24 protein-coding genes and 1 tRNA gene are annotated in these 20,340 nt (G+C 43.8%); 5 read left to right on the top strand and 20 right to left on the bottom strand.

Annotated elements, in window-relative coordinates:
• Positions 1 to 288: 288 nt before the first annotated feature.
• Positions 289 to 417 (bottom strand): hypothetical protein, encoded by a 129-nt coding sequence (locus tag ACK5MF_RS11480; protein WP_416922314.1) that lies wholly within the window; start codon positions 415 to 417, stop codon positions 289 to 291.
• Positions 386 to 865: a hypothetical protein gene (locus tag ACK5MF_RS11475; RefSeq protein ID WP_416922312.1), complete on the bottom strand. Its 480-nt coding sequence runs from the start codon at positions 863 to 865 to the stop codon at positions 386 to 388. Before ACK5MF_RS11475 ends, ACK5MF_RS11480 begins: the two co-directional genes overlap by 32 nt.
• A 199-nt stretch (positions 866 to 1,064) precedes the next feature.
• On the opposite strand from ACK5MF_RS11475, the gene ACK5MF_RS11470 reads away from it, so the two are divergent.
• From ACK5MF_RS11470 to ACK5MF_RS11460, 3 genes are all read left to right on the top strand, one after another.
• Positions 1,065 to 1,155: transfer RNA gene (locus ACK5MF_RS11470), tRNA-Ser, on the top strand.
• 238 nt (positions 1,156 to 1,393) lie between these two features.
• Complete coding sequence (locus ACK5MF_RS11465) at positions 1,394 to 1,537, top strand: hypothetical protein (RefSeq protein ID WP_416922310.1); 144 nt, start codon at positions 1,394 to 1,396, stop codon at positions 1,535 to 1,537.
• Between the two features lie 15 nt (positions 1,538 to 1,552).
• Positions 1,553 to 2,746, top strand: coding sequence for an aromatic amino acid transaminase (locus ACK5MF_RS11460; protein WP_416922308.1), 1,194 nt, complete (start codon positions 1,553 to 1,555; stop codon positions 2,744 to 2,746).
• A 57-nt stretch (positions 2,747 to 2,803) separates the two neighbouring features.
• Here ACK5MF_RS11460 and ACK5MF_RS11455 read toward each other — a convergent pair whose 3' ends face one another.
• The 3 genes from ACK5MF_RS11455 to ACK5MF_RS11445 all read right to left on the bottom strand — a co-directional run bounded on the left by ACK5MF_RS11455 (position 2,804) and on the right by ACK5MF_RS11445 (position 6,593).
• Positions 2,804 to 3,985, bottom strand: a complete 1,182-nt coding sequence (locus ACK5MF_RS11455; protein ID WP_416922306.1) for a conjugal transfer protein TraF — start codon at positions 3,983 to 3,985, stop codon at positions 2,804 to 2,806.
• 237 nt (positions 3,986 to 4,222) lie between these two features.
• Entirely contained in the window at positions 4,223 to 6,169 is a 1,947-nt protein-coding gene (locus ACK5MF_RS11450; RefSeq protein ID WP_416922304.1) for a DNA topoisomerase III, read from the bottom strand.
• An 88-nt stretch (positions 6,170 to 6,257) separates the two neighbouring features.
• Positions 6,258 to 6,593 carry a Grx4 family monothiol glutaredoxin gene (locus ACK5MF_RS11445; RefSeq protein WP_416922302.1) on the bottom strand — a complete coding sequence of 112 codons (336 nt, stop codon included), beginning with the start codon at positions 6,591 to 6,593 and terminating at the stop codon, positions 6,258 to 6,260.
• A 383-nt stretch (positions 6,594 to 6,976) separates the two neighbouring features.
• On the opposite strand from ACK5MF_RS11445, the gene sodB reads away from it, so the two are divergent.
• Both sodB and ACK5MF_RS11435 read left to right on the top strand, forming a co-directional pair.
• Entirely contained in the window at positions 6,977 to 7,561 is a 585-nt protein-coding gene (gene sodB, locus ACK5MF_RS11440) for a superoxide dismutase [Fe] (RefSeq protein WP_416922300.1), read from the top strand.
• Positions 7,562 to 7,701: 140 nt separating this feature from the next.
• Positions 7,702 to 8,205 carry a VC2046/SO_2500 family protein gene (locus tag ACK5MF_RS11435; RefSeq protein ID WP_416922299.1) on the top strand — a complete coding sequence of 168 codons (504 nt, stop codon included), beginning with the start codon at positions 7,702 to 7,704 and terminating at the stop codon, positions 8,203 to 8,205.
• A 62-nt stretch (positions 8,206 to 8,267) separates the two neighbouring features.
• On the opposite strand, the gene ACK5MF_RS11430 is transcribed toward ACK5MF_RS11435, so the two are convergent.
• From ACK5MF_RS11430 to ACK5MF_RS11360, 15 genes are all read right to left on the bottom strand, one after another.
• Entirely contained in the window at positions 8,268 to 9,026 is a 759-nt protein-coding gene (locus ACK5MF_RS11430) for a VacJ family lipoprotein (protein WP_416922321.1), read from the bottom strand.
• 94 nt (positions 9,027 to 9,120) lie between these two features.
• Positions 9,121 to 10,338 (bottom strand): c-type cytochrome biogenesis protein CcmI, encoded by a 1,218-nt coding sequence (gene ccmI / locus ACK5MF_RS11425; protein ID WP_416922297.1) that lies wholly within the window; start codon positions 10,336 to 10,338, stop codon positions 9,121 to 9,123.
• The gene (locus tag ACK5MF_RS11420; protein ID WP_416922296.1) at positions 10,338 to 10,814 is read right to left on the bottom strand and encodes a cytochrome c-type biogenesis protein CcmH; all 477 of its coding nucleotides are present in this window, start codon (positions 10,812 to 10,814) and stop codon (positions 10,338 to 10,340) included. The genes ccmI and ACK5MF_RS11420 overlap by 1 nt, the downstream gene beginning before the upstream one ends.
• Complete coding sequence (locus ACK5MF_RS11415) at positions 10,811 to 11,386, bottom strand: DsbE family thiol:disulfide interchange protein (protein WP_416922294.1); 576 nt, start codon at positions 11,384 to 11,386, stop codon at positions 10,811 to 10,813. Before ACK5MF_RS11415 ends, ACK5MF_RS11420 begins: the two co-directional genes overlap by 4 nt.
• Positions 11,387 to 13,342, bottom strand: coding sequence for a heme lyase CcmF/NrfE family subunit (locus ACK5MF_RS11410; RefSeq protein WP_416922293.1), 1,956 nt, complete (start codon positions 13,340 to 13,342; stop codon positions 11,387 to 11,389).
• Entirely contained in the window at positions 13,339 to 13,821 is a 483-nt protein-coding gene (gene ccmE / locus ACK5MF_RS11405; RefSeq protein ID WP_416922291.1) for a cytochrome c maturation protein CcmE, read from the bottom strand. Before ccmE ends, ACK5MF_RS11410 begins: the two co-directional genes overlap by 4 nt.
• On the bottom strand, positions 13,818 to 14,024 hold the full coding sequence (gene ccmD / locus ACK5MF_RS11400) for a heme exporter protein CcmD (protein ID WP_416922319.1): 207 nt from the start codon (positions 14,022 to 14,024) through the stop codon (positions 13,818 to 13,820). Before ccmD ends, ccmE begins: the two co-directional genes overlap by 4 nt.
• Before the next feature lie 2 nt (positions 14,025 to 14,026).
• Positions 14,027 to 14,773 (bottom strand): heme ABC transporter permease, encoded by a 747-nt coding sequence (locus ACK5MF_RS11395; protein ID WP_416922289.1) that lies wholly within the window; start codon positions 14,771 to 14,773, stop codon positions 14,027 to 14,029.
• Positions 14,774 to 14,862: 89 nt separating this feature from the next.
• Positions 14,863 to 15,531 (bottom strand): heme exporter protein CcmB, encoded by a 669-nt coding sequence (gene ccmB / locus ACK5MF_RS11390; RefSeq protein WP_416922287.1) that lies wholly within the window; start codon positions 15,529 to 15,531, stop codon positions 14,863 to 14,865.
• Positions 15,531 to 16,151: a cytochrome c biogenesis heme-transporting ATPase CcmA gene (gene ccmA / locus ACK5MF_RS11385; protein WP_416922285.1), complete on the bottom strand. Its 621-nt coding sequence runs from the start codon at positions 16,149 to 16,151 to the stop codon at positions 15,531 to 15,533. Before ccmA ends, ccmB begins: the two co-directional genes overlap by 1 nt.
• Before the next feature lie 224 nt (positions 16,152 to 16,375).
• Positions 16,376 to 16,873, bottom strand: coding sequence for a DUF2802 domain-containing protein (locus ACK5MF_RS11380; RefSeq protein ID WP_416922283.1), 498 nt, complete (start codon positions 16,871 to 16,873; stop codon positions 16,376 to 16,378).
• Positions 16,873 to 17,367 (bottom strand): chemotaxis protein CheW, encoded by a 495-nt coding sequence (locus ACK5MF_RS11375; RefSeq protein WP_416922282.1) that lies wholly within the window; start codon positions 17,365 to 17,367, stop codon positions 16,873 to 16,875. Before ACK5MF_RS11375 ends, ACK5MF_RS11380 begins: the two co-directional genes overlap by 1 nt.
• Positions 17,368 to 17,417: 50 nt before the next feature.
• The gene (locus tag ACK5MF_RS11370) at positions 17,418 to 18,413 is read right to left on the bottom strand and encodes a chemotaxis protein CheW (RefSeq protein ID WP_416922280.1); all 996 of its coding nucleotides are present in this window, start codon (positions 18,411 to 18,413) and stop codon (positions 17,418 to 17,420) included.
• A complete protein-coding gene (locus ACK5MF_RS11365) occupies positions 18,406 to 19,182 on the bottom strand; it encodes a ParA family protein (RefSeq protein WP_416922278.1) in 777 nt (258 codons plus the stop codon). Before ACK5MF_RS11365 ends, ACK5MF_RS11370 begins: the two co-directional genes overlap by 8 nt.
• 9 nt (positions 19,183 to 19,191) lie before the next feature.
• A complete protein-coding gene (locus ACK5MF_RS11360; RefSeq protein WP_416922276.1) occupies positions 19,192 to 20,325 on the bottom strand; it encodes a protein-glutamate methylesterase/protein-glutamine glutaminase in 1,134 nt (377 codons plus the stop codon).
• Between the last annotated feature and the right edge of the window lie 15 nt (positions 20,326 to 20,340).

Here is a 20,340-nt window from a genome sequence, read left to right as displayed (position 1 = left end):
TCCCACCCTCAATCACAGTATTGGTCTGACTAAGTATTGGGCTTTGCGCTATTTTGGACGCTTACCCACCAGTACCGCCGAAACAGATTACGGTTAGTTGTGTACATCTAACTTCCTATGGCTTCCTTCAGACCCCACCGTTAGCCCGTGACGCCCTTGCCATTCGGATTGTCTTCCCCTTAGTCAGGGTGACTCCACTTTCTTTCAAGTGGACGGGTTTGCCAGCTTTGCTGGGCAAACAAAAAAACGCCGACAATAGTCAGCGCTTTTTTCTATAAATCCAACGATCTAGGCACGCGATACTTTATAAGTAGTCACTTTACCTTCTTTCTGGGCCTGATTGTAAGCAGCCTTGATTTTCTTCATGGCTTCAATTTTTGCCGCTTTAGCTTTGGTAACTTGGGGTTGTGATTTCATAACCTAAACCCTCCTCTCCTAAATCTTTTACTATGATGAAGTTTAACTCATCAGCATAGAAAGTAGCAAGCCGATCATAAAACCGTTTCAACTTTGTATCTTCTGCAACAAAGTAATAAGCCTCAGCATTACTATTTGCATAATGAAACTTAAGCAGATCTCTTATGGTTCTACCTAATTCACGCATTGTGCTAGGGCTAAATTGAACATCTGGTTTTTGATAGTATGTATCGTTATCAAAGTTACTTTTCAGGTCAAACTTTACGTTATAACTCTGTTCGCGATACTCAATCCCCAGTTTTTGAGATTTATAGGCAATATCATCAGCTTCATACATTGCATCGATGCGGTTAAACACCATCAAGTATGACTGTCCTGCAATAGAAAACTCAACCAACTGTAAAGGAATACCTCCATACGAGAAATCCTGAAGCATCCAACTTTGCAAAATTTACTTATCCTTTATTCTTTGCTGATGAGTGTATCGAAGCAATGTCATATTTCAATTGGTCCGTTCTGATATTCACACAAAATACTCCATCAAGAAATGAAATAAAAAAACACCTCAAAATGTACATTATTAAAGCAAACAGTATTATCAGGACTTTACAAGTGATTAAGAGGCCGATAATATGCGTTTCAACAACGGAGAGATGGCTGAGTGGTTGAAAGCACCGGTCTTGAAAACCGGCGATGGTTAATAGCTATCCTAGGGTTCAAATCCCTATCTCTCCGCCACTTTTATGAACTAAGCTGTTGATTTTTCAACAGCTTTTTTCTTTTCTACGGTACAAAAGTCACTGATACATAAAGGTGATACATATGTACCTGTTCAAACATCCTTCTAGCGTCTACTATACTCGCGTAAACTTCCAAGAACACTCTCTAACGGTCAGTATTAAAGAGTGACGTCGCAAAGTATGTGTAAAGTTCGGCTATTTCTCAATGACCACTGTTAGGTTCTTTTGAGCTATTGATGGCTGTCGATATCACAATTATGGTAATGTCACTATCCGTTGTCGGATACTTCAAACTTGCTTTATCCATTCTGTGTGAGCTAGTGCTCAACCTAATCATCGGATTAAACCAACGCTCAGATCGCTATCAAGTAACAAATTAATTAAGGAGAATTTTTGTGCTTAACCATGTAACCGCTTATGCTGGAGACCCCATTCTGTCCCTTATGGAACAGTTTATGGCTGATGACAGATCTGAAAAAGTGAACCTAAGTATTGGTCTTTATTATGATGAAAACGGCAAAATTCCAACGTTAGATTCTGTCGCTCAAGCACAAGCACAGTTAGCGAAAGCAGAAAGCCAACCTTGTATTTACCTTCCTATGGATGGCCTAGTTCAATACCGCTCTGCAGTGCAACAATTAGTCTTTGGCGAAAATCATCCTGCAATTGAAGAAAAGCGCGTGGCAACCATTCAATCTTTAGGTGGTTCAGGCGCGTTAATGATCGGTGCGGATTTCCTTCACTATTATTTCCCAAAATCAAAAGTCTGGGTAAGCAACCCAACATGGGAAAACCACAATGCTATTTTTGCCGGTGCTGGTTTCGAAGTAAACACTTACCCTTACTTCAACCCTCAAACCAAGATGCTTGATTTTACTGGTATGCTATCAACCATTCGTTCTTTGCCAGAACATAGCATTGTTCTGCTGCATCCATGCTGCCACAACCCAACAGGTGTCGATTTAACCAACGCGCAGTGGGACCAAGTGATTGAAGTGATTAAGAGCAACAAGCTGATTCCTTTCTTTGATATGGCATACCAAGGTTATGGTCAAGGCATCGGTGAAGATGCCTACGTAATTCGTAAAATTGCGCGAGAAAAAGAAGTCGTGAGCTTTGTCAGCAACTCTTTCTCGAAAACATTCTCTCTTTACGGCGAACGCGTAGGTGGCCTTTCCGTCGTTTGTGGTAATAATGAAGAAGCCTCTCGCGTTTTAGGTCAGCTAAAAGCCACTGTGCGTCGTAACTACTCTAGCCCGGCAAAACATGGCGCTGTGCTTGTATCAAATGTCTTAAATAGCGAAGAATTAAAAAAACTGTGGTTTGGTGAAGTGGAAGGCATGCGCACTCGTATTGAAACAATGCGTAAAAAGCTGCATGACCAGCTAACCGTGCTACGTCCAGAATCAGACTTCAGTTTCCTGATTAAACAGAAAGGTATGTTCAGCTACACTGGCTTTAGCCAGCAACAAGTAGAAACACTACGCAATGAACACGCGATTTATCTTATCAACAGCGGTCGAATGTGCCTTGCTGGTCTGAACGAACAAAACGTTGAACGTGTCGCTAAAGCGTTTGCTGCTTTGTAAAAAACAGAGCCCCTCAAATATGAGGGGCTCAATCTTAAGCTCTGCTGATGCAGAAGATTAGAAAGTGAACGCTAAGTTCATCGCAGCACCGAATTGGTTTTCACCAGCGTAAGAACCTGCAATGTCTAGACTCACTACATCGAATGGACTGATACCAATACCCGCTGTAATTGAATTTTCTAGGTTGTCTTTTAGATCCATTTCGTAACCAGCACGTAGCTGTGCCCAGCCCCATGCGTTGCCTTCAATACCAACACGTACAAACTGAGAGTCATCAGAATCCAATTCTTTGAAACGTTTTTGCGTAGTCAGATCAGCATCTAAACTCGCAGTAAAGAAGTCTCCGGTGTAGCCTAAGCCAACGGTTGCTTTTGGTGCAAGTTCGTATGTGTAACCGCCGATATCTGTCTCAATTTCTTGTTTCAGTACATCTTTAACCGTTAAACCCACACGGAATGCATCTTTATACCAAATCGCACCAAGGTCCATATTGAAAGCTTTCTTCGATACTTCACTTTGATCGTAATCGTCGAGATCAAAGTCTTCTAAAGTGACATTTTGTGAGTAAGTCACTAGGTATTGATATTTAGGTGCAATACCGAATGAGAAGTTTTGGTTAGCGATTTCAAACTGGCGAGCAAATGATAGACCGACTTCTGAAACACCGAATGCAACGAGAGCGACTCTAGATTGATCGTATGCATCCAAAACATCTTCAGCGTCTTGGATGGTTTGAATATTATCATTAGTCGTCTCTATTTCAGGCTTAACGAGCATCTCTACATAGCCAGTAGTAAACAAGTTCACGGCTACATGCTTTGTTGGTATCGCAATGACCATACTTAAGCCTGCATTCACAGTCATTGGCGCATTATCAGAAAGCTCGTTTAGATTAGCTTGTAGTTCTTGTGCGCTTGCAACAGAGTTAGCAACATCGTTTTGTTGAATACTATTGTCAAGGTTGTTGTATACACCTTCCATATCATCAATCAACGTGAATGAGTCATCTTGGTCATTGATATTGGCACCAACCGCAGGTAATAAAAGACCGAAATCATCGTTCTCTTTATACATTGCACCCAAAGCTGGGTTATGTAGAGGGGCAGTTAAGTAATCAGCAGATACAACACCTGTGTTACCCATACCCTGGCTACGCGCGTCAGCAACGTAAGGAGCGGCGATAGACGAGGTTGAAACAATCGCTAAAGCACCAACTGCTAATAAATTATTTTTGTTCATTTTTCATCCAAAGTGATTGTAACTTTAACTAGCAAGATCGATTAACAACGACAATTAGCATTGAAAAGATTTCACCAGAAAGTTTTAAAAGTGCTTTGTGATTATATGAACAAACAGAAAATTGACAATTCCCTAACCTAAACCACACAAAAGCATTAGGTCAAATATTGACATCGCTCACATTTATGCCAAATACCTACTTTAAGTTGCGATAAACGTCTCATTAATGAGGCATATTTACTTTGTTCTCGAACTTGCTTTTGATTGAGGATAAGAACGCCTTTTACGCTTAAAAGCGGGTCGTTCAACCGCAGGGAGCGATCTTAATGATTCAGGTATCGGACCGTTCTTTACCTGAAGCATAAGTCGGTTAATACGTTCTTGAAGTGCATACATAAAAGGCTGATATGCTTGACCTTTTTCTGCCATTGCTTGCAGTTGGTGTTCCCAATGCGCGGTCATATCCGGATAAGTGGAATCCGCAGGCAACGCATGAATTAAACCTCTGCCTGCTGGTGTGCTGCGAATAATTTTGCCATCTCGTTTTAATAACTGGCGCTTGAACAGCGTATCTAATATTCCCGCCCGAGTTGCCTCTGTGCCTAACCCATCGGTTTCTCTCAGAATTTTTTTTAGCTCTTTATCTTCAACAAAACGAGCTATGCCAGTCATCGCTTGCAATAGCGTGGCTTCGGTAAAATGTTTTGGGGGCTCTGTTTTTCTATCTTTAATTTCACCTTCTCGGCAGGTAAGTTCGCTGCCAATCGGCAACGGCGGCACGGTATCAACCCCCTCTTCTAGTTGTTCTGCTTTACCCGTTAAAGCTTTCCAACCCACAGACACAAGCTGACGACCAGAGGCAACAAAAACACCACCCGCAATATCGAATACTAACTTAGCCTCGGCATAAACCGCTGGCGGATAGAATTGCATTAGATATTGGCGCGCAATCAATTGATAAATATTCATTTCATAGCTTGAAAGTGCATTCACTGCAGCTTTTTTAGGCGTAGGTATAATCGCATGGTGAGCATCAACCTTTGAATCGTTCCAGGCTTTCGATTTCAACGATAAGTTTGCACCTGCGAGAGCGGAAACGAGCTCTTTCGAGTTATTAGTAATGGCGTCAACTAGTGAGCTCGCCTGAGAGAAATGCTCTTTCGGCAGGTAACGACAATCAGAACGTGGATAGGTAATCAGCTTATGTTTTTCATATAAGCTCTGACAGGTATCAAGTACCTGCTGCGCACTCATGTTATAGCGTTTTGCGGCATCAATCTGTAATGCTGAGAGAGAATACGGTAATGGTGCTGATTGCTTGGTTTGATTCTGTTCAGACTCAACTACTTTGGCTGGTTGACCTGCAATACGCTGGGCGACATTTTCAACCAGCTTACGATTGAGAACTCTTCCCTCTTCATCTTGCCAAGGTTTACACGCTTCACTCGGTTTCCAGCGAGCACGAATATCAAAAGAACCGTTGGAGTCTTGATAAGGAATAAGCGCATGCAAGGTGAAATAGTCACGGGGAATGAAGTTTTCAATTTCTTCGTCACGACGAACCACTAACCCAAGAATCGGCGTTTGTACTCTTCCTACCGACAATACGCCTTGATAACCGGCTTTTTGCCCAAGTAAAGTGTATGCCCGTGACATGTTCATACCATACAGCCAGTCAGCACGAGAGCGTGCTAATGCGGACACAGAAAGTGGGATGAATTCTCGGTTGCTGCGCATGCTTGAAAGAGCGCGCTTTACCGCAGGTAAGTTGAGGTCACTGATTAGAAGGCGTTGAATCGACGCTTTTTTATTACTCGCGACTTTGCAGTAATCAATCACTTCATCCACCAACAACTGCCCCTCGCGATCCGGGTCGCCTGCGTGGATAATGTCACTGTGTTCTTTGATCAGCTTTTTGACAACGCTAAGCTGCTTACTGGCGGATTTGCGAGGTCTTAATTGCCACTGATCTGGCACAATCGGCAAATCCACTAAATTCCATTTTTTATAGCGTTCGTCGTAAGCGTCCGGCTCGACTTGTTCAAGTAAGTGTCCTATACACCAAGTCACCACATCACCATTTGCACATCGAATAAAACCCTGATCTTTTTTATGTGGTTTTGGCAATGCATCGGCAATTGCTCGACCCAGACTTGGTTTCTCAGCAATGAATAATCGGCTCATGGTCATTATTACAAATGTAGGAAAAATTAAGGCCACATTATCGAATGTGGCCTTACGAAATCAAGAAAAACTGTAAATATAAACAGTATTATTCTTCATTGCTTGCCGAACGAGCTGCCGCTTGTTTGATTAGCGGTTGAAGCTCACCTTTTTGGAACATTTCCAAAATGATGTCACAACCACCGATCAACTCGCCTTCAACCCAAAGTTGCGGGAAAGTTGGCCATTGAGCATATACAGGTAGTTCAGCACGGATGTCTGGGTTTTGTAGAATGTCTACATACGCAAATTTTTCACCACAAGCCATTAGCGCTTGGGCAGCCTGAGAAGAGAAACCACAGCTTGGTAGCTTAGGTGAGCCTTTCATGTAAAGAAGGATCGCGTTTTCTTCAATTTGCTGTTTGATCTTATCGATGGTTTCCATTGCTTCCTCTTAATGGGGTTTGGACTTGATGCCCACATTCTAAATCATTAAATGAGAATAAAAAGCACATTATTAGTATGGGATTTCAGCTTCATCAGCACCATATCATTCGAAATTATTAATTGCTTAGCCTACTATTTGGAGAGGCTATTAGCCTGATGAACTATGACGGATATCGCTTTCACATTTCGCCCGCTTTAGTCCATCTTGTTCTGATATAAAACACTTTTATTATGAATTGGGGTTTTAATAAAGTAAAAAGTTGCTAAAATAGCTATACCAATTTACTTGGGTAAATCAGTCAGTCGTACCGACGAAAACAAAAACGATATTGGAAGCAATCGAGAGAGTTCTCTCTCTTCACCTATATGGAGAATCGAGCAATGGCATTTGAACTACCAGCTCTTCCTTACGCGAAAGACGCGTTAGAACCACATATCTCAGCAGAAACTCTTGAGTACCACTACGGTAAGCACCACAACACGTACGTTGTTAAACTTAACGGCTTGGTCCCTGGCACTGAATTTGAAGGCAAAACTCTAGAAGAGATCATCAAAACTTCTACTGGTGGTGTTTTCAACAACGCAGCACAAGTTTGGAACCACACTTTCTACTGGCACTGTCTAGCGCCAAACGCAGGTGGCGAACCAACAGGTGCTGTTGCAGAAGCAATCAATGCAGCATTCGGTTCTTTCGCTGATTTCAAAGCGAAATTTACCGATTCAGCAATCAATAACTTCGGTTCTTCTTGGACTTGGTTAGTGAAAAAAGCTGACGGATCTCTAGCTATCGTTAACACTTCTAACGCAGCAACGCCAATCACAGAAGAAGGTGTTACGCCACTTTTAACGGTTGACCTATGGGAACACGCATACTACATCGACTACCGTAACCTACGTCCAGACTACATGAACAGTTTCTGGGCTCTGGTTAACTGGGAATTCGTAGCAGCTAACCTAGCTAAATAATTTCTAGTCGCTGCTTAAGCGATGACAAAATAAACAATCCTAAGCCTGCAGATTTGCAGGCTTTTTTTATTTTTTAGTTAAGCTGATAACTAAAGATTTTGCCTCCGTTGCCGTTATAAGTGCATCAAGCGGAGAGCAAAATGCAAGTACATACTTTAGATAAGGCAGGAATCATCAATGAACTGAACATAGGTTCAGGGATTTGTCACGCCGTCCATCAAGGACGACGCGCCGATTTTTCTTTGCTTGTTGCTCTATTCTCAAATGATGTGCGGGACAACACGCCCGTAGAGCTTATCGAGCAGCCTCAAACGAGCGATGAGCTTCTGCGAGAACGTTTTGAGTTAGCTAAACCCCAACCCTTAAGAAACGATCAAAGCTCCTATGCCATCTCGGCTAAGCAAGCTGAGCTATTTCATCATGGCGGATTGGCAAGTGCTAAACTCAGTCACTATCTGACTCCTGAAGTGCTGACTTATTTGCCTGAGGATACCCAAGATCTGCCGGAAGAGGTTTATCTCAACCTTTCTGGGCATGAACGACGGCACCTGGCAGTTAAGTCGCCACCAAAGACGCTTCCCTATGATCTGTACAATAAGCTCACTACTGCTTATCGTCACGATCAATTGCGCGCTCAAACTTAAATCTTTACTAGACGTCGTGGACAAACTCACACTAAAGTCTGCGACGATTCTCTGCTTATGGCTTAGAAGCCTTCTTCCATATAGGAATCCAGATAATCCTCCTCGCTATCATCAACTTCAGTTGCTGTTTCTACCTCGGCGGTAAAGTCTCTGCGTTGGAGATAAGCGGCACGAGTGAATGAATAGGAATCTGGTGAGTTCTCTAGTAACGCTTCTTGACTGACCAACGCTGCTCGCGTTTCCATCCCCTCTAACGCCCATTTACCTAAAGATGCCCAAATATTTAAGTATGAAAGCGGCAAATATAAGCCATCAACAACATCACCTGCTTCTCGAACCACCGCAGGACCATATCCCGGAATCATCACATAAGGACCTTTGCCCACACCATGGTTGCCCATGGCATCACTGAACGTTTTTTCCCCATGTTTGGTAATACCAGCGTCAGATGCAAGGTCAAAAAGTCCAAGCAAACCAAAGGTTGAGTTAATCCAAAAACGGTTGAAGTGATCAAGCGCTTTGCCGCCATTCCCCATCAGTAAGTTGTTCACCATACTGGACGGTTCATCAAGGTTGGAAAGGACATTAGCAATACCATGACGCACCAGATCTGGCGTATATTCCACATAAGCTAAAGAGACAGGACGAAGCAAGTAAGGATCTAAATAATCATAGTTTATCGTCCACATAGCGCGGTTAAACCCTTCAAGGGGGTCGTTCGCCTCGGGGTCTGACACACTTTGGTCTTCAGGTACTGAGCTACATCCAGTGAGGATAACTATCAAGCTCAATAACATAATCCTTGTGATTCGACTTACTATTACCATTCTTTCCTTAACCACTAGTTCCCTTAACTATACTAGATAGAAGGTCAACTTCAGTATTGACCTTCTATGTTCTTATGAAATGGCACAGTTAGTACTGCTTATTGACTTCAACGGTTACCGCACTGCCTAACTCAGCAACACCACTTTCGCCAAACCAATCCCCATCTTTCGTTGCCACGTTACCGTCGGAGTCAACTCGAACTCGCACAAGCAGTGATGGCAAATCGGATAATTTACGCCCCTGCGTCATGCTGTTGGAGTCATCCAAAATAACCGTCAATGGGAAACTGCCTAACGGATACCTTGCAGCGGCAATTGGCATTGGCGCACCATCAGCAGAATGTACAGATACAATCACAACCCCTTGTTCAGGAAGTGTAACTTTGCTGCTTAATGAGATGGTGACTGACACTGCGTGTTCATCCAGCTTAACAGGTTCCATTTTCGCTTTTGCGCTAGCAATACTACGCGCTAACATCTCATAACGACTATCGTTTGCACCAATCATCTCTTGCATTGACTGCCAATGCTTGATCGCCGTTGAGAAATCCTGACGTTCGAACGCATCAAATGCCAAAAGCGAATACACGCGCAGATCAACATAATCGGCTTGCAACATTTTGTTCAGTAGTGCGCGAGCATTTTGCTGATCCATTTGGTCATTAGAAAGCATCAGAGACTGAGCGTAACCTAATTTTATGTCCCCGTCAGAGGGTTCAATTGCATAAGCCATTTTCATCGCACCAATCGCGGTTTCCATATCGCGATTCGCCAGACCAATACGTCCTAGCAATAACCACCCAGTCGAATCTTCTGGTTCGTAATGCAAGCGAGTTCTTAACGCTAACGTTAAGTCTTCCATCTCTTTGTCTGTGAGTTCAACCCCCTGAGGATTCATCAATTTCTTAGAAAGCTCTGGAAAATTCTGACTAATCTGCTGCCAATGCTGCACTTGCTGATAGTTACCGAAAATGGCATACAAACCGTAGCTCAATGCAACCACAAGAACCAGTGACGGAACCAGCACCATCATCGTTGATAAAGAACGTTCTTCACTCTTACTTGACTCATTTGGAATATCATCCAACAGAGATTGCTTAAGATCAGCCACTAACTCTTGCTGATCTTCCATCAAACCTTCGTCTGCTTCCACCGCAAGTTCAGCAAGGCGGTCTCTATAGAAGGCTTTATTCAATTCGTCACGCAAAGCTGCGTCATTATTGATTTTTGGCTTTAGCAAAGGAATAGCGACGAAGACACACGCAATAGCGACAAGGATTAGCGTTAATACCCAAAATAACGTCATTACTGCTTCTCTCCGTCTTTATCTTCTTCTAATAAGGCTTTTAAGCGTTGTTCTTTGCTTTCATCCCATTCAACAGCTTGAGCACTGACTTTACGACGTTTAGTGCGCATAAAGATGACTATAAAACCAACAACAAGTACGGATAGCGGCGCTACCCATAATATTGCAGTGCTTAGGGTTAAGGGTGGGTTATAGGTAACAAAATTTCCGTAGCGGGCAATCATGTAATCGACGATTTCGTCTTTTGATTTACCTTGCTTGGTCATGTCATAAACTTTTTGACGTAAATCCTGAGCCAGTGCAGCATTGGAGTCGGCAATCGAGTTATTCTGACATTTAGGGCAACGTAAAGTATTACTCAACTCATGAAATTGAGCTTCCTGCGCTGAGGTCTCAAAATCATAAACGTCAATCGCTGCAATCACAGAAAAAGACAACAATAGAGACGCAATTAAAGCGAATAATTTAGCTCTCATTTTTTCGCCTCCTGTTGCAGTTGTTGATTCTCCTGGCGCAGTTGCTGATAGATGGGGGCTAATGTTTGCTTCCAGTTTGTTGGGTTTACATCCCCAACATGACGGTAACGAATCACGCCATTAGCATCAATCAGAAAAGTTTCAGGGGCGCCATACACACCAAGGTCTAAACCCAACATACCATTACCATCAAATAAACTGATTAAGTACGGGTTGCCTAACTCATTGAGCCATTGAACGGCTTTGGCGCGCTGGTCTTTGTAGTTTAAACCAATAATCTTCACATCTTGTTCTGCTAGCTGATTGAGATATTGGTGCTCGGCATAACAAGTTGGACACCATGTTGCCCACACGTTAAGTAGTAGCGGCTCACCTCGGAATATCGCCTGATCATAAAGTTTGCCCGGTTCTGCAAGATCCTCTAAGCGAAATTCAGGTACTGTTTTACCCACCAATACAGATTCCAGTTTGGTCGGATCATCGCCACCTGCATTACGCACAAGTTGTGTAAAGAAAATCGCGACTAATCCGATAAAAATAGCGAGAGGGATAAAGAGTATCTTCTTATTCATTTAAGCCTCCTTCGCTGCAGCTTTTCTGAAACGATAACGTTTGTCGCTCATGGCGAGCACACCACCGGCAACCATGAATAAGCCGCCAGCCCAAATCCAACGCACAAACGGCTTGTAGTACAAACGCACTGCCCAAGCATCACTGCCATCTAAACGTTCACCCATGGCAATATAGAGATCTCGTGTTAAACCGCGGTCAATTGCCGCTTCAGTCATCATAGACCTAGCGGTGTTATAGAAGCGTTTTTCTGCATTCAGCGTATTGATGTATTGACCATTTTTTGTCACTTCGAACTTAGCCACATAACCATCATAGTTCGGACCATCTCGATCGAGTAAACCTTTAAAGTAGAAGTCGTATTCGTTAAGTTGGAAGTGTTCTCCCGGCGCTAAACGTACATCACGTTCAATGCTGTAGTTCTGCACCATCGCAATACCAATAATGGTCACTGCCAAGCCGATATGACCTAACACCATCGACCAATGACTACGATGAATCTGCTTCACACCAAGCATAAAGGTGTGACGATGGGTCGCACGTTGGTAAACTTCATAACCGTGCAGCAAGATGATCCACCATGCCATTGCCCAGCCCATAAAAGCCAGCCCAGTAAATGAATCAGCCGTTGCAAATACCAACAACACCGCCAGTACCAAAGAGGCAATCGCACAAATAATCAAAGGCTTGATGACAGCAGATAAATTGTCGCGCTTCCAACGAATCAACGGACCAACACCAAGCAATAAAGCAAATGGCACCATCAACCAGCTAAACAAGCTGTTAAAGAATGGCGCGCCGATAGAAACCGAGCCAAGGCCTAACTGCTTATGAACCAGTGGCAACAACGTACCAATAAGAACCACGACCAAAGCCGTGATGAGTAGCACGTTATTTGCCAACAGCGCGTTTTCACGTGATAGCAACTCATAGTTACCTTGCGCTCGCACTGATGCACCTTTTACTGCAAACAGCAGTAACGAACCACCAATGACAAAGACGAGAAAAGCGAGAATGAACATCCCACGAGCAGGATCTGAGGCAAACGCATGCACTGATACCAAAATACCCGAACGTACTAAGAATGTACCGAGCAAGCTTAATGAAAATGCAGAAATAGCCAAAAGAACCGTCCACGCTTTGAACGTCCCACGTTTTTCAGTCACCGCCAGTGAATGGATCAGCGCCGTGCCCGCAAGCCAAGGCATAAAAGAGGCATTTTCAACCGGATCCCAGAACCACCAGCCACCCCAGCCGAGTTCGTAGTATGCCCACCAAGAACCAAGCACAATACCTAATGTCAAAAATAGCCAAGCAGCGGTTGTCCATGGACGAGACCAACGGGCCCACGCAGTATCAAGGCGCCCCGTCATCAGTGAAGCAATAGCAAAAGAGAACGCAACCGAAAAACCCACATACCCCATGTATAACATCGGAGGGTGAATAATTAAGCCTGGATCTTGTAACAACGGGTTCAAATCACGGCCATCAATAGGGAAATACGGCAAAGTGCGCAGGAATGGATTGGATGTGACGATAATAAACAGCAGGAAACCGACTGAAATCATACCCATAACCGCAAGCACCCGAGCGACAGATTCTTGTGGCATACCACGACTAAAACTCGCCACGGAAACTGTCCAAGCAGCCTGGATGACTACCCAAAGTAACAGTGAACCTTCGTGAGCCCCCCAAAGCGCAGTTAAACGGTAATACCATGGCAGAAGACTGTTTGAATTACTCGCGACATATTTAATCGTAAAATCATTGCTATAAAAAGCCCACAAAAGAATGCCAAATGACAATAGCAAGAATGAGAACATACCCCATGCTAATGGGCGCGCAGAGTTCATCAGCAGAGTGTTGTTACGCGAAGCACCAACCAAAGGAAAAAAGCTTAGCAAGACAGCTAAACCCAAAGAAATAATCAGGGCAAAGTGACCAATTTCTGCAATCATTGACCACTTCCTTGTTTTTGCTCAGAGGTGTAAGTCATCGGCGCATGGTTCTTCTCCATCGCGTCAGCGATTTCAGGCGGCATATATTCTTCATCATGTTTCGCCAAGACTTCGAACGCTTCGATTGTCGTCGCATCAACCAAAACACCTTGTGCGACGATGCCCTGCCCTTCACGGAACAGATCCGGAAGAATGCCGTCATAAATGACCGTTACTGATGGGCCTACATCATGCAATGAAAAGCTTACTTTTAACGAGTTGGGATCACGTTTGACTGAACCTACAGTCACCATACCACCAATACGTAAGCGCTGACCAACCTCCGGTTTCTTACCATCCTTACCATGCACTAACTCTGTCGGGGTATAGAAAAGATCCATGTTTTGATTTAAGGCATAAAGAATCAAACCAGTTGTTGTACCTAAACCGATGAGAATGGCGAGGACAATACCGAGCCTCTTTTTACGTCTTGGGTTCACAGTGTGTTCTCCATATGTTTAGCCGCTTCGATACGCTCTTGACGTTTGATTTTATTTTTTACTTCTTTCATTAGCGTGTTGCGTCGATTGATGCTCATGAACCATAAAATAGCCATGGATAAATAAGTAATACCAAAACCACCCCATACATAGCCGGCGTAGCCACCCATTGCGATAAAATCTGACCAGGTTGTAAAATACATCATTATTCCCCTTTTTCAGCTTGAGCAAGTTGGATAACCCAAGGACGGTGGCTCTCTTTGCTGATAATTTCGTTTCTCAGACGAGCGACGGTCAACGCAGCAAAGAAAAACGCGAAACCGAAAATGTTCAATATCAACGGCCAGAGCATATTGGCAGAAATGGAAGGCTTATCAAATTTGGTAATCGTTGCCCCTTGATGGAGGGTATTCCACCACTCAACTGAGAAATGAATAATCGGCAGGTTAATGACACCAACTATCGCAAGAATACCTGCCGCTTTCGCAGCGGTTTTTTGGTCGTCAAACGCGTGATAAAGCGCGATGACCCCAAGGTAAAGGAAAAGAAGAATTAACTCTGATGTTAGGCGAGCATCCCAAACCCACCATGCCCCCCACATGGGTTTGCCCCAAACGGCACCAGTAATAAGAGCAATAAATGTATACACCGCACCAATTGGAGCCATGGCGAGAGCAGCCATACTAGACAATCTTACCTGCCAGACGACACCGATAAATGCAGCAATCGCCATCGACATATAAGCGCCCATAGACCAAATTGCCGATGGTACATGGATATAGATCAGTCTAAAGCTATCACCTTGTTGGTAATCGGAAGGAGCGAACGCAAGCCCCCAAACCGTACCCACCGTCAAACAGGTAAAAGCTAACACGGTGAACCACGGGAAAAACTTCCCACATAACTGGTACGCAGATTCTGGCTTAGCGTAGGGATGGAGCCATTTCCACATTGTTTGTCCTCACTTTGCTTCTGATACTTAACTTATTGGTGTTAAGTTTTTTGTGTAAATTTAGGCGAAATAAAAAAATCGTTGTTAAGTTAGTTAACACTTACTCGTAATGCTGCACTAATAGCCATAGGCGTTAAGGTCATCGCACCGACCAACATAGCGGCTAATATAGCAAGCTGGCCGTTATAGGCTATCCCCAAAGAAGCAGCATCTATCGCTGATGTGGCGAAAATCAAAATGGGTATATACAAAGGCAAAACGACCAGGCTAAGTAGTACGCCACCTTTTTGTAGACCAACGGTGAGTGCTACCCCGATAGCGCCAACAAAACTGAGTGTTGGCGTGCCAAGTAATAATGTCGCCACGACACCTAGCCAAGTATCAAAATTCAGTGACAATAGGATAGCAAGCAGCGGGCTGATTAAGAGTAACGGCACACCAGTAAGCAACCAATGAGCGATCACTTTTGACAACGCAACCACAGATAATGGCACGGGCATAATCATCATTTGTTCAAGTGCGCCGTCTTGAAAATCATCGCGAAACAGACGCTCTAATGAGAGCAGCGCAGACAGCAGAGCCGCAACCCAAACAATGCCAGGCGCAATACGCTCAAGCAGACCCGGCTCAGGACCAATACTGAGTGGAAACAAAGTGATCACAATAATAAAAAACCACAGTGGGTTAAAAATATCGGCCTGACGCCGGAATGCGATAAGGAGTTCACGCTTAATGATCATCGCCATGATTGAGAACATTAGGCTTCTCCTAGCTTAATTTTGCGCAATTTGTCATGGTCGGCGAACATATCTTGGTGTGTGGTTAAAATAACGATGCCACCGCTATCGGCATGCTTTAGAAACAGTGTTTCCAGCACTTTAACGCCTTGTTTATCTATTGCCGTTAAAGGTTCATCGAGAATCCATAACTTCTGTTCGCTTAACCATAATCTTGCTAACGCCACACGACGCTGCTGTCCGGCTGACAACTTAGCCACAGGCACATCTTCACGCCCGACTAATCCAACCTGTACCAACGCTTGGTAGATATCATCTTTGCTATTTTTTGATGAATGAACAGATTGGTAAAAATGAAGATTCTCAAAGGCGGTAAGTTCACGTTTAATACCGGTCTGATGACCTAAAAACAGCAGATCTGAGTGATAGCTGTCTCTGTCTTGTTCGATATTCACGTTATGCCAATAAATCTCACCATCATCACGGTCAGCAAGCCCGGTAATGATCCGCAGTAATGTGGTTTTACCCGTACCATTGCGACCTTCAATCTGAACGAGTTCGCCAGCGTCAATCGTGAATGACAGATGCTCAAATAGCACCTTTTCATCACGAATTGCAGTGAGATTATTAACTTCTAGCATGAGCTTCTATATAACAAATTAGGAGCGGCTATATTAACACACCACAGTTTAGACAAAATAGAAGAAGGGCATTACGAATCACGAAACTAAGTAAGAAAAGGTTAATTTTGAGCGGTTTGTTTTATCCACTACCACTTTGTGGTTATTAATCATCAGTAAATAAAATACAAAAAGGAAACGTGAGCTTCCTTTTTATTTATGCCATGCATGATTACTTAACGGGACTATTTTCTGGCTGGTGGTCGGTTTGGTGCTATACGCGTTTTGCCTTCCGGATGACTTGACAATGGCGGAATCGCCTCCTTGCCTTGCAACTTTTTCTGCAAAGACATCATCAATTCAGCTTCTGCTTTCGGTAATTCGCATTCTTCGATTAACTCATCAAGATCTGCACCCAATTTCACCATCTTGCTCGCTCTGCTATATAAGCGCGCATCAGTATCTGCATTTTCAAGCTCTTTCAATCTGTCGTTTAAGTGCTTGATAATGTCTTGCTGATCGTTAACGGTTTTGCCTAATCCAATAACAACAGAGCGAACTTCTAGCATTTGTTTGTTCACTTTCTGCTGTTCTTTATCGGCATTACGAAGCTGTTGCCTGAAATAATCCGCTTGACGAATCATGGCTCGGCGCAGGCTAAGCCATACCAAGCCAATCAGCATTAAGAACAATGCAACACCACCCGCTAGTAACGGAGATGCGTAGGACATCAACTCATTCATTACAGATGAGCCATTTCATCCCATTCTTCATCAGAAAGCAGCTTGTTTAGGTCAACCAAGATTAGCAATTTACCATCACGGTTACTTACACCTTGGATAAACTTAGAGCTTTCGTCAGTACCGACACTTGGCGTAGTGTCAATTTCAGAAGAGCGTAGGTAGACAACTTCAGCAACGCTATCAACCAGAATGCCAATCACTTGACGCTCAGATTCGATAACGATAATACGTGTGTTGTCGCTGGTTTCACCCGGCATCAGTCCAAAACGAGCACGAGTATCAATAACAGTCACAACATTACCACGCAGGTTGATAATGCCGAGAACATAGTCTGGCGCACCAGGTACAGGTGCAATTTCGGTGTAACGAAGTACCTCACGCACTTGCATTACATTGATGCCATAAGTTTCTTCTTCTAGTTGGAACGTCACCCACTGAAGTACTTCGTCCTTCGAGTGTTCTTTTCTAACTTCGACTCCGTTAGCTTGAGACATACCTTTTCCTCTCTAAGTCGTTACCGACAAAAATATTATTTTATCCAGAGCTATTTATCTAATGCTTTTACATCAAGCCCTGCATTAAGCATAGCTATCAATGCTTCAACATGGATCAAAGCACACATCTTTTCTTTAACCATACCAGCAAGCCAAGGGCGTTTACCTACTTGCTCTCGCCAGCGAATTTTTTCACTGCTTAGTGTTTCTGTCCCCAGCAATTGAGCACATGCCAAGCCCCACATGCTCTCACCTAGCATAACGATATACTGATAAGCGTCTTTATAGCTGTCATCACGCAATTTCTCAGCCATCACCCACTTAGCAGTATCGACAACATCCAGTTGAGAGTCACGGTTTGTTTGTAAACCTAAATACCAAGCTGGGCGACCAATCAAATGGTTAAGTTCACCCTTGCGGTGGATACCACCCAATTCATCTAATGGAACAGCAAAAGTGACACCATTGACATCGAAGTATAGAACTTGGAAATTCTGCTCTCTAATTGGTGTTTCCCAATGCCCCAGTGCCGCTGCGCCGGATTGTGTCTGTGGTTCAAGCGCAGCTTGCTGTTCAACGACAACTTCAGGCTCGATTTCTACACGTGCTTCTGCTAATTCGACCTCAATCGTTTCAACTTTAGCTTCAGTTTCAACTTCTGTGATATCTGTAGTGATATCCCACTCTTGAATCTCGTCGGCAACCGGCTGAGTTGCAACTTGGATATCAATGATATTTTGTTCCAGCACCTGCTCAAGTTCTAACTCTTCCACCGGGTTGCTGGCTTCCATCTGACTTAACAGACGCTGAACATCTCGCAGATCGGGCATTTCCAGTTCAGGCAAGCCGTGCAGAGGATCCGTCAAATAGCTTTTTTCTGCAACAAGCTGGGTTTCTGCAATAGGCTGAGTTTCTGCAGCGGACTGAACCATAGCAACCAACTCAGGTTCCTTTTCAACAATCGTCTCGACCAGCTCTTCTTGCAGAAGAGCTGTAAAATAATCATCTAATGCTTGTTCACTGGATAGTGAATGGCTACTACTCATTAATAGCAAGCCTCTCCAAATACAATAGCAACTGTTTATAAGCAAATACGCCGCGACTACCTTCGGCGAAATGGGATGCTGGTAAGCGCTTCAAACTCGCATCTCTAAATTTTGTATCAATAGGTACCGCTGAAGACCACACCTGATCTGGGTAGTCTTTCTTAAGCTTCGTTAAGGTTTGCAAAGAAGCACGCGTACGTTTGTCGTACATAGTCGGCACGATCGTCACTTTGAACTCACGGTTACGTGACTTTTGCATAATCGCCAAAGTACGCACCATACGTTCTAAGCCTTTCATCGCTAAAAATTCAGTCTGAACAGGAATAAGAATGCGGTCACTTGCAGCAAGCGCATTCACCATCATTACGCCCAGAATCGGTGGGCAATCGATGAGTACATAATCATAATGCTGACGCAAAACCATTAACGCACGCTTTAAGATCAATCCCATACCGCTACGATTACCCATCACACGATCCAACGTTGCCAATGACATGTGCGCAGGAATCAAATCAATACCTTCAACGTCAGTTTTCAATATCAATGGACTAATGTTCTGCTCGTTAAACTCTTTTAATTGAAACAAATCGAACAAACTGGTTGGAACGCCATCTGAGTCATACCCCAAATACGTTGTTAACGATGCGTGTGGATCCGTATCCACTAGCAATACACGTTTCCCCTGTTGACTTAACAAACCGGCTAACGTAATCGTTGTTGTGGTTTTACCTACGCCACCTTTTTGGTTCGCTACGCTCCAAACAATCATTAAATATCCTTATGCAAGACCTACTTCAACCAACATTCTTTCTGCGATGCGGTCTAGTGGCAGATCTTCAGATGAAATACCTGATTTCGCGACAGCTTGCGGCATACCGTAAACCACACAACTGGCTTCATCTTGCGCCCAAATAGTTGAACCCGCAGACTTCAGCATACGAGAACCTTCGCGCCCATCCGCCCCCATGCCAGTTAGAATCATTGATAATACTTTGTCGTTATAGACTTTTGCCGCTGAACCAAATGTGACGTCCACACATGGCTTATAATTCATTCGCTCTCCGCCATCAAGAATGCGAAGCTTCCCGGCACCTGGACGACCTTCAACCATCATCTGCTTACCACCTGGTGCCAAATAAGCCACACCTGGACGTAACACATCACCATCTTCCGCTTCTTTCACTTCAATTTTGCATAATGAATTCAGACGACTAGCAAAGGCCGCAGTAAATGTCGCCGGCATATGCTGCACTAACACAATCGGGTGAGGATAATTAGCCGGCAACTTAGTCAGAATTTTTTGTAACGCAACCGGACCACCAGTAGAAGTACCAATAGCAGTTAGCTGATAGCTTTTGCCTGACGCTTTAAAACGAGCAGCAGTAGATACTGGTCTAGTCACTGGAGCTACTGGAGCGGAAGTTGTCGTTCTGGCTGATGTACGGGTTAACGAACTCGTTGCTGAGGAAGTGTTTACAGGATGAGCAGAAGCCAATGGACGACGCATGAAGCTCTTTTTCACAGCAATTTGAATCACACGTTGCTGCAATAAGCTCACCGCTTCATCACGGTTTCTTGCAATATCTTCAAACTTCTTCGGCAAGAAATCTAGAGCACCGGCATCTAACGCATCTAACGTTGCTTTAGCGCCTTCTTGCGTTAAGGAAGAAAACATCAAAATCGGGGTGGGATTAGATGCCATAATTTGACGAACAGCGGTAATACCGTCCATTACAGGCATCTCAATATCCATAGTGATCACATCTGGTTTTAGACGTTCTGCTTTCTCGACCGCCTCTTTACCGTTAGTTGCTACGTCAATAACTTCAAGGCGTGATTCAGCGTTAATAATTTCGCTTACCCGGCGTCGGAAAAAACTTGAGTCATCTACAACTAATACTTTAATCGCCATAGTTTTCCTTAAAAT

This window comes from Vibrio sp., from assembly GCF_047973365.1.
GTDB lineage: Bacteria > Pseudomonadota > Gammaproteobacteria > Enterobacterales > Vibrionaceae > Vibrio.
Note: the sequence above shows the minus strand (reverse complement) of the source record. Positions and strands in the feature narration are given on the sequence as shown.